General features: G+C 58.5%; 18 protein-coding genes and 1 pseudogene. 10 read left to right on the top strand and 9 right to left on the bottom strand.

The window, feature by feature from the left end; translation table 11 throughout:
* Window positions 1-123: 123 nt before the first annotated feature.
* The 8 genes from hisG to AC1DHT_RS16210 all read right to left on the bottom strand — a co-directional run bounded on the left by hisG (window position 124) and on the right by AC1DHT_RS16210 (window position 5,586).
* Window positions 124-759 carry an ATP phosphoribosyltransferase gene (gene hisG / locus AC1DHT_RS16175; RefSeq protein WP_007941260.1) on the bottom strand — a complete coding sequence of 212 codons (636 nt, stop codon included), beginning with the start codon at window positions 757-759 and terminating at the stop codon, window positions 124-126.
* A 125-nt stretch (window positions 760-884) separates the two neighbouring features.
* A complete protein-coding gene (gene murA, locus AC1DHT_RS16180; protein ID WP_427530124.1) occupies window positions 885-2,150 on the bottom strand; it encodes a UDP-N-acetylglucosamine 1-carboxyvinyltransferase in 1,266 nt (421 codons plus the stop codon).
* Window positions 2,151-2,172: 22 nt separating this feature from the next.
* Window positions 2,173-2,424 carry a BolA family protein gene (locus tag AC1DHT_RS16185; RefSeq protein ID WP_019691904.1) on the bottom strand — a complete coding sequence of 84 codons (252 nt, stop codon included), beginning with the start codon at window positions 2,422-2,424 and terminating at the stop codon, window positions 2,173-2,175.
* A gap of 114 nt (window positions 2,425-2,538) precedes the next feature.
* Complete coding sequence (locus AC1DHT_RS16190; RefSeq protein ID WP_427546723.1) at window positions 2,539-2,844, bottom strand: STAS domain-containing protein; 306 nt, start codon at window positions 2,842-2,844, stop codon at window positions 2,539-2,541.
* Window positions 2,841-3,500, bottom strand: coding sequence for an MlaC/ttg2D family ABC transporter substrate-binding protein (locus AC1DHT_RS16195; protein WP_427546726.1), 660 nt, complete (start codon window positions 3,498-3,500; stop codon window positions 2,841-2,843). The genes AC1DHT_RS16190 and AC1DHT_RS16195 overlap by 4 nt, the downstream gene beginning before the upstream one ends.
* 12 nt (window positions 3,501-3,512) lie before the next feature.
* On the bottom strand, window positions 3,513-3,980 hold the full coding sequence (mlaD, locus tag AC1DHT_RS16200) for an outer membrane lipid asymmetry maintenance protein MlaD (protein WP_054593987.1): 468 nt from the start codon (window positions 3,978-3,980) through the stop codon (window positions 3,513-3,515).
* Complete coding sequence (gene mlaE / locus AC1DHT_RS16205) at window positions 3,980-4,777, bottom strand: lipid asymmetry maintenance ABC transporter permease subunit MlaE (RefSeq protein ID WP_427546729.1); 798 nt, start codon at window positions 4,775-4,777, stop codon at window positions 3,980-3,982. The genes mlaD and mlaE overlap by 1 nt, the downstream gene beginning before the upstream one ends.
* Window positions 4,777-5,586 (bottom strand): ATP-binding cassette domain-containing protein, encoded by an 810-nt coding sequence (locus AC1DHT_RS16210; protein ID WP_054593989.1) that lies wholly within the window; start codon window positions 5,584-5,586, stop codon window positions 4,777-4,779. Before AC1DHT_RS16210 ends, mlaE begins: the two co-directional genes overlap by 1 nt.
* A gap of 276 nt (window positions 5,587-5,862) precedes the next feature.
* On the opposite strand from AC1DHT_RS16210, the gene AC1DHT_RS16215 reads away from it, so the two are divergent.
* The 10 genes from AC1DHT_RS16215 (at window position 5,863) to AC1DHT_RS16260 (ending at window position 12,922) form a co-directional block, all read left to right on the top strand.
* On the top strand, window positions 5,863-6,837 hold the full coding sequence (locus AC1DHT_RS16215) for a KpsF/GutQ family sugar-phosphate isomerase (RefSeq protein ID WP_054593990.1): 975 nt from the start codon (window positions 5,863-5,865) through the stop codon (window positions 6,835-6,837).
* On the top strand, window positions 6,837-7,361 hold the full coding sequence (locus tag AC1DHT_RS16220) for a KdsC family phosphatase (protein ID WP_401118396.1): 525 nt from the start codon (window positions 6,837-6,839) through the stop codon (window positions 7,359-7,361). The genes AC1DHT_RS16215 and AC1DHT_RS16220 overlap by 1 nt, the downstream gene beginning before the upstream one ends.
* 7 nt (window positions 7,362-7,368) lie before the next feature.
* On the top strand, window positions 7,369-7,941 hold the full coding sequence (gene lptC, locus AC1DHT_RS16225; protein WP_427546733.1) for an LPS export ABC transporter periplasmic protein LptC: 573 nt from the start codon (window positions 7,369-7,371) through the stop codon (window positions 7,939-7,941).
* A complete protein-coding gene (gene lptA, locus AC1DHT_RS16230; protein WP_427530110.1) occupies window positions 7,928-8,473 on the top strand; it encodes a lipopolysaccharide transport periplasmic protein LptA in 546 nt (181 codons plus the stop codon). Before lptC ends, lptA begins: the two co-directional genes overlap by 14 nt.
* The gene (lptB, locus tag AC1DHT_RS16235) at window positions 8,473-9,198 is read left to right on the top strand and encodes an LPS export ABC transporter ATP-binding protein (protein WP_019691895.1); all 726 of its coding nucleotides are present in this window, start codon (window positions 8,473-8,475) and stop codon (window positions 9,196-9,198) included. Before lptA ends, lptB begins: the two co-directional genes overlap by 1 nt.
* A 181-nt stretch (window positions 9,199-9,379) precedes the next feature.
* A complete protein-coding gene (locus AC1DHT_RS16240) occupies window positions 9,380-10,873 on the top strand; it encodes an RNA polymerase factor sigma-54 (RefSeq protein WP_103315765.1) in 1,494 nt (497 codons plus the stop codon).
* 109 nt (window positions 10,874-10,982) lie between these two features.
* Window positions 10,983-11,291, top strand: a complete 309-nt coding sequence (gene hpf / locus AC1DHT_RS16245; RefSeq protein WP_054593994.1) for a ribosome hibernation-promoting factor, HPF/YfiA family — start codon at window positions 10,983-10,985, stop codon at window positions 11,289-11,291.
* 12 nt (window positions 11,292-11,303) lie between these two features.
* Window positions 11,304-11,768 carry a PTS IIA-like nitrogen regulatory protein PtsN gene (gene ptsN / locus AC1DHT_RS16250; protein ID WP_054593995.1) on the top strand — a complete coding sequence of 155 codons (465 nt, stop codon included), beginning with the start codon at window positions 11,304-11,306 and terminating at the stop codon, window positions 11,766-11,768.
* Between the two features lie 2 nt (window positions 11,769-11,770).
* Window positions 11,771-12,628: an RNase adapter RapZ gene (rapZ, locus tag AC1DHT_RS16255; RefSeq protein WP_427546856.1), complete on the top strand. Its 858-nt coding sequence runs from the start codon at window positions 11,771-11,773 to the stop codon at window positions 12,626-12,628.
* Window positions 12,629-12,643: 15 nt separating this feature from the next.
* A complete protein-coding gene (locus AC1DHT_RS16260) occupies window positions 12,644-12,922 on the top strand; it encodes an HPr family phosphocarrier protein (RefSeq protein ID WP_427546853.1) in 279 nt (92 codons plus the stop codon).
* A gap of 67 nt (window positions 12,923-12,989) precedes the next feature.
* Here the strand turns inward: AC1DHT_RS16260 and pmbA are convergent.
* A pseudogene (pmbA, locus tag AC1DHT_RS16265) lies at window positions 12,990-14,171 on the bottom strand (metalloprotease PmbA); the annotation flags it as partial.
* Window positions 14,172-14,180: the final 9 nt, after the last annotated feature.

The raw sequence follows: 14,180 nt of genomic DNA on the forward strand, positions 1-14,180 counted from the left end.
GGGAGCCTCATAGGATTGGCGAAAAACTCAGGTACCCGAAGCTAGCACTCCATCCGCTTGGGCACCTGAGAATTCTGGCTATGAGGCGGATAGACGGGCGCGACGGAGCGTCGCGCAGGTGAATCAGCCGCGGTGTCGAGACTCCACTGCCTTGCGCAGGGTGTCGATCAACGCCTGGATACGGGCGTGCTGCATTTTCATCGAAGCTTTGTTGACGATCAGCCGGGAACTGATGGCAGCAATGAAATCCTGTGGCTCCAGGCCGTTGGCCCGCAGCGTGTTACCGGTATCGACCACGTCGATGATCTTGTCCGCCAGACCGATCAGCGGTGCCAGTTCCATCGAGCCATATAGCTTGATGATGTCGACCTGACGACCCTGCTCTGCGTAATAACGCTTGGCAACGTTGACGAACTTGGTGGCGATGCGCAGACGGCCCTTGGGCTCGACCGCGCCGACTTTACCTGCGGTCATCAGCTTGCACTGGGCAATTTGCAGGTCCAGTGGCTCGTACAGGCCCTGGCCGCCGTATTCCATCAGCACATCTTTACCGGCGACGCCCAGGTCAGCGGCACCATGCTCGACATAGGTCGGCACATCGGTGGCGCGCACGATCAGCAAGCGCACATCGGCCTGGGTCGTGGGGATGATCAGCTTGCGGCTCTTGTCCGGATTCTCGGTCGGCACGATGCCCGCTTCAGCCAGAAGCGGCAGGGTGTCGTCAAGGATGCGGCCCTTGGACAGTGCGATGGTCAACATGGGAAACGTCAGTCCTTATCAAGGTACTCATGCCCGGTCGCAAATGGCGCCGGACACACATCGAGCCGTAACGGGCTCGATCTTAACAAATCAACGGGCACGTCCCTGCGCCCATGAAGCAGAAACTAGCCCGGTACGCGGCGGATTTTCGCGCCGAGCATCTGCAGTTTCTCTTCGATGCACTCGTAACCACGGTCGATGTGGTAGATGCGATCGATCAGCGTGTCGCCTTCGGCGATCAGCGCCGAAATCACCAGGCTGGCCGAAGCCCGCAGGTCGGTGGCCATGACTGGCGCGCCCTTGAGCTTTTCGATGCCGGTGACGATCGCAGTGTTGCCTTCGACCTGGATGTGAGCGCCCATGCGGTGCAGCTCGTAGACGTGCATGAAGCGGTTTTCGAAGATCGTCTCGATCACTGCGCCCGTGCCTTCGGCAATCGCGTTGAGGGAGATGAACTGCGCTTGCATGTCGGTCGGGAACGCCGGGTACGGAGCGGTACGCACGTTGACGGCTTTCGGCCGCTTGCCGTGCATGTTCAGCTCGATCCAGTCTTCGCCGGTAGTGATTTCAGCGCCGGCTTCCTTGAGTTTTTCCAGAACGGCTTCAAGGATGGTCGGATCGGTGTCCTTGACCTTCACGCGGCCGCCAGTCACGGCAGCAGCCACCAGGTAAGTACCGGTTTCGATACGGTCCGGCATCACTTTGTAAGTCGTGGTGTGCAGACGTTCGACGCCGTCGATGGTAATGGTGTCGGTACCGGCACCGGAAACCTTCGCGCCCATGGCGTTCAGGAAGTTCGCCAGGTCGACGACTTCAGGCTCGCGAGCGGCGTTAGCCAGAACGCTGCGGCCCTTGGCCAGGGCGGCCGCCATCATGATGTTCTCGGTACCGGTCACGCTGACGGTATCGAAGAAGAAGTTTGCACCGCGCAGGCCGCCTTCTGGCGCCTTGGCCTTGATGTAGCCGCCTTCCACGTCAATGACTGCACCCATGGCTTCAAGGCCACGGATGTGCAGGTCGACCGGACGCGAACCGATGGCGCAACCGCCAGGCAGTGCGACTTCAGCTTCACCGAAACGCGCGACCATCGGGCCCAGAACCAGAATCGACGCACGCATGGTTTTAACCAGTTCGTACGGAGCGATCAGGGTCTTGATGGTCCGCGGGTCGATTTCGACGCTGAGTTTCTCGTCGATCACCGGCTCGATGCCCATGCGACCGAACAGCTCGATCATGGTGGTGATGTCGTGCAGGTGCGGCAGGTTGGCGACCGTCACCGGGCCATCGCACAGCAGCGTTGCCGCCAGAATCGGCAGGGCAGAGTTCTTTGCCCCGGAAATGCGGATTTCGCCATCAAGACGAACACCGCCGGTAATAATCAGTTTATCCATAAGAATCTCGACGCCCTTGGGCTCAGGTGCGCTCGGCCCAGGCCGCGCTGCTGAAAAATTTCATAGTGACCGCATGGATGCTGCCATCGGTGATCCATGGGTTCAAATGGGCATAGATCTGCTGCTGACGCTTGACCGGGCTCAATGCCGCCAGTTCATCGCTAATCACGTTCAGCTGAAAGTTGCAGCCTTCGCCCTCAACTTCTACCTGTACTGATAAAAGAGTCTCGGACAGCTTTCCTTCAAGAAAGCTCTTCACTTCGTTGGCCTGCATGCTCAACCTCAATCGGCGCCCTGTGCGCGCGGGTCGGACATCATACAAAAAAGCCCCGCGCCTGCGAACCCCGCATAGCAGGACTCTGACGGGGGGCTTCTTTATAGATGATAGTTAGGGGTGTGCCAACAGCTCGGTCAATTCGCTGACCTGAGCGATTTCACGCATGTCGTCAGGCAAGGCACGGATGCTCAGCGCCTTGCCCGCCGCTTGCGCGTCACGCATGAAACACAGCAACAACGACAAACCGACGCTGCTGGACTTTTGCACACCCGAGCAATCAACTACCAGGGCCGACGCCGTGCTCGACTTGATCAAGGCCTGGCCCTGCTTGCGCAAGGCCGGCCCGGTACTGTAATCGAGTACGCCGCTGAGCATCAGCTCACCGGCCTCGCCCATGCTGACAGCCGACTCACTCATTGAACGGACTTCTTCTGAGTCGCTTCTGCGTCGGTCTTTTCCTTGGCCTTGGCGACTTCACCGGCCCAACCATTGATGGTCGCGTCCAGGTTATTGCCATTGCGCTGCATCGCGTCGCTGAACTGATCACGGAACAGCTTGCCAATGTTGATGCCGTTGATGATCACGTTACGCAGCTTCCACTCGCCATTGATCTTTTCGAGTGTGTAGGACACAGGATAGATCGCGCCATTGCTGCCTTTGACCGTCATGCCAACGCTGGTACGGTCTCCCGACTCATCCTTGGCCGCGTCAACGGTAATGCCCTGATTGTTGTACTCAAGCAAAGCATTGCCATAGAACTGGAAGAGCCCGCGCTTGAAGTTATCTTCAAAGGTTTTCATTTGCGCAGGTGTGGCGTTGCGCGAGTACTTGACCGTCATGATGCTCTTGGAGATGCCCTCGGCATCCACCACGGGCCCGACGATGGCATTCAAGGCATCGTAAAAGCCTTTCGGATCCTGCTTGTACTTCGCTTTATTGGCCGACAGATCGGCGAGCAACCGATTGGTGGTGTCCTGCACGATATCGTGCGCGGACTGCGCAGCCACGGCGTTACCCATGAACGGCAAGACCGCAAGTAATACCAACAGGCCACGTCGCAAGGTTGAGATCATGAAAAAAACTCCTTATTTAGCGTCTTTGCTAACGGTATTGAGCAGGAATTTACCGATCAGGTCTTCGAGCACCAGCGATGACTGCGTGTCATGGATGGTCCCGCCATCCTTGAGCAGGGCCTGTTCCCCGCCCACGCTGATACCGATGTATTTCTCGCCCAACAGGCCAGCCGTGAGGATAGATGCAGTGGAGTCGGTCGGCAGATTATCTACCCGCTTTTCCAGCTGCATGGTCACTCGTCCGGTGAAACTGTCGCGATCCAGATCGATTGCCGTGACCTTGCCGATAGTCACACCGGCCATGGTCACTTTTGATCTGACCGTCAAACCGGCGATATTGTCGAAATACGCATAAAGTTTATAGCTGTCGGTGCTCGAAACRGGGGACAGTCCACTGACCCGCAGGGCAAGCAACACTAAAGCCAGGATGCCAGCCAGCAAGAAAAGGCCGACACCGATTTCCAGGGTGCGGTTTTGCATCAGAAATCTCCAAACATCAAGGCAGTCAAAATAAAGTCCAGGCCGAGGATGGCCAATGAGGCATACACCACGGTTTTGGTGGTGGCACGACTGATCCCTTCCGAAGTGGGCTCACAGTCATAGCCTTGGAATACGGCGATCCAGGTCACGACAAAGGCAAATACAATGCTTTTAATGATGCCATTGAATACGTCACCGTCGAACGTCACGCTGTTTTGCATGTTCGACCAGTAGGAGCCCTCATACACACCCAACCAGTCGACAGCCACCCAGGAACCGCCCCAGATACCGACCACGCTGAAAATCATCGCCAGCACTGGAAGGGAGATGAAACCGGCCCACAGACGGGGGGCAATGATGTACTTGAGCGGGTCGACGCCAATCATTTCCAGACTGGACAACTGCTCGGTGGACTTCATGTTGCCGATCTCGGCGGTCAACGCAGAACCGGCACGCCCGGCGAACAGCAATGCGGTCACCACCGGCCCCAGCTCACGCAACAGCGTCAGCGCAACCATCTGCCCGACCGCCTGCTCCGAACCGTAGCTGGACAAAATGTTGAAGCCCTGTAACGCCAGCACCATGCCGATGAATATCCCGGAGACCACGATGATCACCAGGGACATCACGCCAACCGAGTGCAACTGCTTGACCAGCAGGCCAAATGCGCCACTGACGCCACCGCGCCCCAACAGCACGTGAAACAGGAACAGCGATGAACGACCGAGCACCGCGATGCTGTCGATGCCGGTCTGGCCGAATCGACGAACTCTCTCTATTAGTGAAATCTTGCGCATCAGCGCTTCCCCAGAAGATCTGCGCGGTAATCCGTCGCTGGAAAGTGGAACGGTACCGGCCCGTCTGGATCACCCTTCATGAATTGGTGAATCCGCGGATTATCGGAATTCATCAGCTCATCGGGAGTCCCCTGCCCCAACACCTGCCCATCGCCTACAACATACAGGTAGTCGGCAATACTCGCGGTTTCGGCCAGGTCATGGGAAACCACGATGCTGGTGATGCCCAAGGCGTCGTTAAGCAGGCGGATCAGGCGCACGAGAACACCCATGGCGATTGGGTCCTGCCCGACAAAAGGCTCGTCGTACATCAGAATTTGCGGATCGAGGGCAATCGCCCGTGCCAGCGCGACACGGCGCTTCATGCCGCCGGACAACTCATCGGGCATCAGGTCGATGGCACCGCGCAACCCCACCGCCTGCAATTTGAGCAGGACGATGTCACGGATCATTTCATCCGGAAGTTTGGTGTGAACACGCAGCGGAAAGGCGATGTTTTCGAAAACATCGAGGTCCGTGAACAGCGCGCCGCTCTGAAACAGCACGCCCATATGCTTGCGCGCATCGAACAGGTCGCTACGAGACAGGGTGGGCAAATTTTGCCCGTTGACCCACACTTCGCCACTTGAAGGGCGCAACTGTGCGCCCATCAGGCGCAGCAGTGTGGTTTTTCCGCAACCGGAAGGTCCCATGATGCCGGTGACCTTACCGCGCGGAATGCGAATATCGACATTATTGAAAATGCTGCGCGCGCCGCGCTTGAAGGACACTCCCTTCAGCTCGACCGCGTAGGCGTTATCGGCACTCATCTAAACTCCTTGCGATGCAAGCCTCTCACTCGGACGCCGGGCTCCCTGCCGAGAGCACACAACAACCTGGGCAGGCCGAACTGGCGACGAACTATATCACCGCTAATGCAAAGCGCCCAAGGCCGAAGCCCGCGGTGTTCAGCATCAAGACAGGCAAATAGACGCAAGTTTCAGCGTTTGCGGGGGGCGCCTGAATAAAGCACGACGAACTAACGTGAGGGATTTGCTCATTACCGCTATAATCGCCGCCTTTTCTCAGGCTATACGATTTCTGACATGAGCCAATCCAGCGACCTGATTCAATCAGCACAACGCACCATCCGCCTCGAGCTTGAAGCCGTAGAAGGCTTGCTGGCCCACATCGACGCAGATTTCGTACGCGCTTGCGAGATGATTCTGGCCAGCAAAGGCCGCGTGGTCGTGGTCGGCATGGGCAAATCGGGGCACATCGGCAACAAGATTGCCGCCACCCTTGCCAGCACCGGCACCACGGCTTTTTTCGTCCACCCGGCCGAAGCCAGTCATGGCGATATGGGCATGATCACTCGCGATGACATCATCCTCGCGTTGTCGAACTCCGGCTCCACCAACGAAATCGTCACGCTGCTGCCGCTGATCAAGCGCCTGGGCATCAAGCTGATCAGCCTGACCGGCAATCCTGATTCGCCGCTGGCCAAGGCTGCCGAAGTGAACCTCAATGTTCATGTCGAGCACGAAGCCTGCCCGCTGAACCTGGCACCGACCTCCTCCACCACGGCGGCGCTGGTGATGGGCGATGCACTGGCCGTTGCCTTGCTGGAAGCCCGCGGCTTCACTGCCGAAGACTTCGCGTTCTCACACCCTGGCGGCGCTCTGGGTCGCCGTTTGTTGCTGAAAGTCGAAAACGTCATGCACGCGGGCCAGGAGTTGCCGCAAGTCGTGCGCGGCACGCCGCTCAAAGACGCGCTGATGGAAATGACCCGCAAGGGCCTGGGCATGACCGTGGTATTGGAAGCTGACGGCAAACTCGCCGGCATTTTCACGGACGGCGACCTGCGTCGCACACTCGACCGGACCATCGACATCCATCAAGCCACCATTGACGACGTCATGACGCCTCATGGCAAGACTGCGCGCGCTGAAATGCTCGCCGCCGAAGCCCTGAAAATCATGGAAGACCACAAAATCAATGCACTGGTGGTGGTCGACAACGAGGACCGTCCGGTGGGCGCCTTGAACATGCACGACTTGCTGCGTGCGGGAGTAATGTAATGAGCACGGACCTGCTGCAACGCGGCAAAAACATCAAGCTCGCGGTCTTCGACGTCGATGGCGTGCTGACCGACGGCCGCCTGTACTTTCTCGAAGACGGCAGCGAATTCAAGACCTTCAACACTCTCGACGGCCAGGGCATCAAGATGCTGATGGCCTCCGGCGTAACGACCGCCATCATCAGCGGACGCAAGACCCCGGTGGTCGAGCGACGCGCCAAAAACCTTGGTATTCCTCACCTGTATCAGGGCCGCGAGGACAAACTGGTAGTGCTTGACGAGCTTCTGGCGCAACTGGGCCTAAGCTATGAGCAGGTTGCCTACCTGGGCGACGACCTGCCGGATCTGCCGGTGATTCGCCGTGTTGGCCTGGGCATGGCAGTGGCCAACGCCGCCAGCTTCGTCCGCGAACACGCTCACGGCATCACTCAGGCCCGTGGCGGCGAAGGTGCCGCTCGCGAGTTCTGCGAGCTGATCCTGCGTGCCCAGGGCAACCTTGAAGCGGCTAATGCCGCGTACCTGTGAGCCACTTATGCTGAGCAAGAAAATTCGCAACATAGTGTTTTTCGGGGTCATCGCCGCGTTGCTCGTGGCCGTTGGCTACTGGAACATCAGCCCCGAACGCTTTCTCGACAAGCCGGTAGCACACGTCGACGAGAGCCAGATCGACTATTACGCCATCAACGCCCACAGCGTGCAGTTCCTGCCCGATGGTAAATTGCAGTACGACCTGACGTCCGACAAGGTCGAGCATGTCAAGGCGACCGACATCACCCTGCTGACCAACCCCGACCTGAACATGTATCGGGGCACCGTGTACCCCTGGCACGTCCAGAGCAAGCGTGGCGAGGTCAATTCAGGCGGTACTGAAGTTGAATTGATCGACTCGGTGCGTATCGCACGCACGGACGAGCAGAACCGTCCAATGCTGATTACCAGTAGTCGTATGACGGTATTCCCGCAAGAGCAATATGCGCAGACCGAGCAAGCCGTTAGAATCGACGGCGCTGGTGGTGTATCGACGGGTAACGGAATGAAAGCGTATTTGAAAGACAGCAGGATACACCTGCTATCGAACGTAAGAGGACAGTATGAGGCTCGTTAAAACTCTCCCTATTTTGCTCAGTCTGGGCGCAGCACTGGGAAGCGTGAGCGCCTGGGCTCTGCCGAACGATAGCCAGCAACCCATTCGCATTCAGGCTGACGATGCTCAGCTGGACGACAAGAATGGCGTGGCCACCTACAAAGGTGACGTGATCATTACCCAGGGCTCGATGATCATCAAAGGCAACACCGTGACCATTACCCGCACCAAGGCCGGCGACATCGATGTCGTGACCTCGGTGGGCAACCTGGCGTATTTCGAGCAGTTGCAAAAGCCTACCGACACGAAACCCGTCCAGGGCTATGGGGTGACTATCCAGTACCATGCTTCGCAAAACCGCATCGTACTGATCGACCGCGCCAAGGTGATCAACGAAGGCAACACCACTGAAGGCGAGAAAATCGTCTACGACACCGTCAAGCAGGTTGCTAACGCAGGCCGCGCTACCGGTTCATCGGTGACCGCACCGCGCCCACGAGTCGATATGGTTATCCAGCCGAAAAAGAAAACCGACGAGCAGAAGGCCCAGTAATGGCAACTCTGAAAGCCCAGCATCTGGCCAAGAGCTACAAGAGCCGCCAGGTCGTGCGTGACGTCAGCCTGTCGATCGACAGCGGCCAGATCGTCGGCCTGCTTGGCCCGAACGGTGCCGGCAAGACAACCTGCTTCTACATGATCGTGGGCCTGGTCCAGGCCGATCAGGGGCGCGTACTGATCGACGACCTGGACGTCAGCCACCAGCCAATGCACGGTCGTGCACGAGCGGGTATCGGCTACCTGCCACAAGAAGCGTCGATCTTCCGCAAACTTTCGGTCGCCGACAACATCATGGCCATCCTCGAGACCCGCAAGGAACTCGACAAGGCCGGTCGTCGCAAAGAGCTGGAAAGCCTGCTGCAGGAATTCCACATCAACCACATCCGCGACAACCTCGGCATGAGCCTTTCCGGTGGCGAGCGTCGCCGTGTGGAAATCGCTCGCGCCCTGGCCACGGCGCCGAAATTCATCCTGCTCGACGAACCTTTCGCCGGCGTGGACCCGATTTCGGTGGGCGACATCAAGCAGATCATTCATCACCTCAAGGCCAAGGGTATCGGCGTGCTGATCACGGACCACAACGTTCGTGAAACCCTGGACATCTGCGAAACCGCCTACATCGTCAACGACGGCCAACTGATCGCCGAAGGCGACGCCGAAACCATCCTGGCCAACGACCTGGTCAAGGAAGTGTATCTGGGCCATGAGTTCCGCCTGTAAGCACTGAGGTGCCTGGTCAGTCGCCGGAGCGCTTGCCCCAATAAAACTATACGTATTTATTGTTACAGCGCTCTAGGCAAACACTTCAGTTTCAGGCATATAATTTGCTTATGTTTGGCGCTCCGGCGCCCTGTAGTGGATGGCGCATGTGCGCCGGCGAATAAGGTGTTAAGCCCCTGCCATGAAACCATCGCTAGTCTTGAGAATGGGCCAGCAGCTGACGATGACACCGCAGCTGCAACAGGCCATCCGCCTGCTCCAATTGTCGACCCTGGACCTGCAACAGGAAATCCAGGAGGCACTGGAGTCCAATCCAATGCTCGAACGCCAGGAAGAAGGCGACGACTTCGATAACGCCGACCCGATGGCGGACAATATCGAGCAGAAACCCAACACCGACATCCAGGAACCCTCCTACCAGGAAACCGCGCCTACGGTCGATAACCTCGAGGAAGGCGACTGGAACGAGCGCATTCCTAACGAACTGCCGGTCGACACCGCCTGGGAAGACGTTTACCAGACCAGCGCCAGCAGCCTGCCAAGCAACGATGACGACGAATGGGATTTCACCACTCGCACTTCCGCAGGCGAAAGCCTGCAGAGCCATCTGCTCTGGCAATTGAACCTGGCGCCGATGTCCGACACCGATCGACTGATCGCGGTGACATTGATCGACTGCATCAACAATCAGGGCTACCTGGACGAAACCCTCGAGGAAATCCTCGAAGCCTTCGATCCAGAACTGGACATCGAGCTCGACGAGATCGAAGCCGTCCTGCATCGCATCCAGCAATTCGAGCCGGCCGGTATCGGCGCACGCAATCTCAGCGAATGCCTATCGCTGCAACTGCGTCAATTGCCCGCCAAAACCCCTTGGCTGGCCGAGGCCAAGCGACTCGTAATCGATTACATCGACCTGCTGGGCAGCCGCGACTACAGCCAGTTGATGCGCCGCATGAAGCTCAAGGAAGATGAGCTGCGCCAGGTCATCGAACTGGTGCAGAGCCTCAACCCGCGTCCGGGCTCGCAGATCGAATCCAGCGAAGCCGAGTACGTGGTTCCCGACGTCATCGTGCGCAAAGACAACGAGCGCTGGCTGGTGGAGCTGAACCAGGAGTCGGTTCCGCGCCTGCGCGTCAACCCGCAGTACGCCGGCTTCGTCCGTCGCGCCGACACCAGCGCCGATAACACCTTCATGCGCAATCAGTTGCAGGAAGCGCGCTGGTTCATCAAGAGCCTGCAAAGCCGCAACGAAACCCTGATGAAAGTCGCCACCCAGATCGTCGAGCACCAGCGCGGCTTCCTTGAGTACGGCGATGAAGCCATGAAGCCGTTGGTCCTGCATGACATCGCGGAAGCGGTCGGCATGCACGAGTCGACGATTTCACGAGTGACCACGCAAAAATTCATGCATACCCCACGCGGTATTTATGAACTGAAATATTTTTTCTCCAGCCATGTCAGTACCTCTGAAGGCGGTGAATGCTCGTCCACAGCGATCCGCGCGATCATCAAAAAACTGGTTGCCGCGGAAAATCAGAAAAAGCCGTTGAGTGACAGCAAGATCGCTGGTTTACTGGAGGCACAAGGCATTCAGGTGGCCCGCCGCACCGTCGCCAAGTACCGCGAGTCCCTGGGGATCGCGCCTTCGAGCGAACGCAAGCGGTTGATGTGACGGGCTACGCCATAGCGTTCCAGGGTGTGTTCGAAAGCTTTTCGGACACGCTCTAGTGGCAGGCAAGCCAGCCTGCCGCCTTATGCACTGGCAACGAAGGAGAAGCTGTATGCAAGTCAACATCAGTGGACACCAACTGGAAGTGACCGAACCCCTGCGCATCTACATCGGCGAAAAGCTCGACCGATTAGAAAGGCATTTCGACAAGATCACCAATGTGCAGGTCACGTTGACCGTCGAGAAGCTGCTGCAGAAAATCGAAGCCACGCTGCATATCCCCGGTGGAGAAGTGGTCGCCAACGCTGAGCATAACGACATGTATGCCGCGATCGACGCCCTGACCGACAAGCTGGATAAACAACTCAAAAAGCATAAGGAAAAGACCCAGAGCCTCCTCCAGGGCGCGACCGGTCGTTAACACTCCCAACCCATGATCCGACTTGAAAACATCCTGACCCCCGGCCGTTCCTTGGTGAACGTGCCGGGCGGCAGTAAAAAGAAAGCCCTCGAACAAATTGCCAACCTGATCGCCCGTGAAGTGCCGGGTCTGGCCATGCAGGATGTCTTTGAGAGTCTGGTCGCCCGTGAAAAACTCGGTTCCACCGGTTTTGGCAACGGCATCGCCATCCCCCACTGCCGCCTCAAAGGTTGCGAGTCGCCCATCAGTGCCTTGATGCACCTGGACGCCCCTATAGATTTCGACGCCATCGATGGTGCTCCGGTCGACCTGCTATTCGTTCTGCTGGTCCCGCAAGCCGCCACCGATGCGCACCTGGAACTGCTCCGCCAGATCGCCAGCATGCTCGATCGCAAAGAAGTCCGTGATCGCCTGCGCAGCGCAAAAAGTAATGAAGCCTTGTACCAGGTTGTCCTCGACGAGCAGAACGGTCACTAATCATGCGTTTGATCATCGTCAGCGGCCGCTCCGGCTCAGGTAAAAGCACCGCCCTCGATGTACTGGAGGACAGCGGTTATTACTGCATCGACAACCTCCCGGCCGGCCTGCTACCGGAATTGGCCGAGCGCGCACTGATTCACACCGAACTGGCGCAACCACTGGTCGCGGTTTCCATTGATGCGCGCAACCTGCCCAGCCACCTTTCACGCTTCCCGGAGCTGCTGGAAGAAGTGCGCAGTCGGCACATCCAATGCGATGTGCTGTATCTGGACGCCGACGAAGAAACCTTGCTCAAGCGTTTCTCGGAAACCCGCCGCCGGCATCCGCTGAGCAACGCCAACCGCTCGCTGGCCGAAGCCATCAATGACGAGACCAATCTGCTGGGGCCGATTGCCGACCTGGCAGACCTCAAGGTCAATACCACCAATCTGAACCTGTATCAGCTGCGCGATACCATCAAGTTGCGCCTCTTGAACCAGCCAGAGCCGGGCACTGCGTTTCTGGTGGAATCCTTCGGCTTCAAGCGGGGCATGCCGGTGGATGCCGATCTGGTGTTCGACGTACGTTGCTTGCCGAACCCGTACTGGAAGCCGGAACTGCGCGCTCAGTCCGGGCTGGACCAGCCGGTTGCCGAGTATCTGGCGGCTCAGCCGGATGTCGAAGAGATGTTCCAGGACATCTCCACATACCTGCTCAAATGGCTGCCGCGCTTTGCCGCCAGCAATCGCGCTTACGTCACCATCGCCATTGGCTGCACCGGCGGGCATCACCGCTCCGTCTACCTGACCGAACGTCTGGGCCAGGTCCTGCAACAATCCCTGAAGAACGTCCAGGTTCGCCACCGCGACCTTAGCTAAAGGATTCACACCGCGATGCCTGCTCTGGAAATTGAAATCATCAACAAACTGGGTCTGCATGCCCGTGCTTCAGCCAAATTCGTTGGCAAAGCTGCGGAGTTTCCCTGTGAGATCAGAGTGGGCCGCACCCCCGACAAGGACAAGATGGTCGATGGCAAAAGCATCATGTCCATGATGATGCTCGCTGCCGGCAAGGGAACGACGATCCACCTTCACGCAGAAGGGGACCGGGCTCAGGATGCGTTGGATGCGTTGAAGGAACTGATCAACAACTATTTCGGCGAAGGCGAGTAAACGCATAACCTTTTTGCGAGCGGGCTTGTGTGGCGAGGGAGCTTGCGTCGGGCAATAAAAAAGCGCGCCACCCAATCGCCGCGCCGCGAGAGTAGTCACCCGTGACCATATTCAAACCCTGCCCCATCAATTCGGTCACCAGCAAGCCGCGCCCCATGCGACGCAACAGCGCCGCCTGGTCTTCGTCGCCGTGGGTAACGAAAAGATTGTGCACGCCTCCGGCGTTGGCGGTGCTTGGCATGCCGAGTTTGCGTCCGGAATACGTACCCAACACATAAGACACCAACTCGCCCTTCTCGACGAACGGTTTGGCGTACGTCGCCAGACCATCGCCATCAAACGCAGAGCTGCCCAAGGCGCGCATCAGATGCGGGCGCTCATCGATAGTCAGCCATTCAGGGAACAGTTTCTGGCCCAGCGCACCTTCGAGGAACGACGACTTGCGGTACAGGTTGCCGCCCGAAATTGCCCCGAGGAAACTGCCGAACAGACCACCCGCCAGTTCCGCGGAAAACAGCACCGGCACTTCGCAGGTCGGCACCGGACGCGCGCCCAAACGGCTGGCTGCCCGTTGCGCCGCACGCTGGCCGATGCTCACCGGATCGGCCAGCAAGTTGCCCTGGCGATTGACGTCATACCAATAGTCGCGCTGCATCTGGCCGTCAGCTTCGGCGATCATCACGCAGCTCAGGCTGTGACGCGTCGACGCATAACCACCGATAAAGCCATGGCTGTTGCCATAGACGCGGCAGCCCTGGTGAGTGCTCAAGGTGGTGCCATCGGCGTTCTTGATCCGGCTGTCGGTGGCGAACGCCGCCGCTTCACAGGCCAGCGCCCGCTCGATCGCTTGCTCAGGGGTGATGTCCCATTCGTGGAACAGGTCGAAGTCCGGCAAGTCCTTGGCCATCAGCGCGGCGTCGGCCAGGCCCGAGTGCTCATCTTCGGAGGTGTGCTTGGCGATGGCCAAGGCGGCGGCGACGGTTTCGCGAATGGCCTCCGGGCCACTGGCCGAGGTGCTGGCCGAGCCTTTGCGCTGGCCAACATACAAGGTAATGCCAAAACCCTGGTCACGGTTGAACTCAACGGTTTCAACCTCCCGCTGACGCACCGTGGTCGACAGGCCTTGCTCCAGAGACACAGCCACTTCGCAGGCGCTGGCGCCCTGACGCCTGGCTTCGGCGATGATCTGCTCGACTTGCTCTTGCAGTGCCGGCAACGCTTGTGGGCCGACGCTTTCAACTGCACTCATGCTGTTCTC

The sequence above is a fragment of the Pseudomonas sp. 05N432 genome (genome assembly GCF_056396945.1).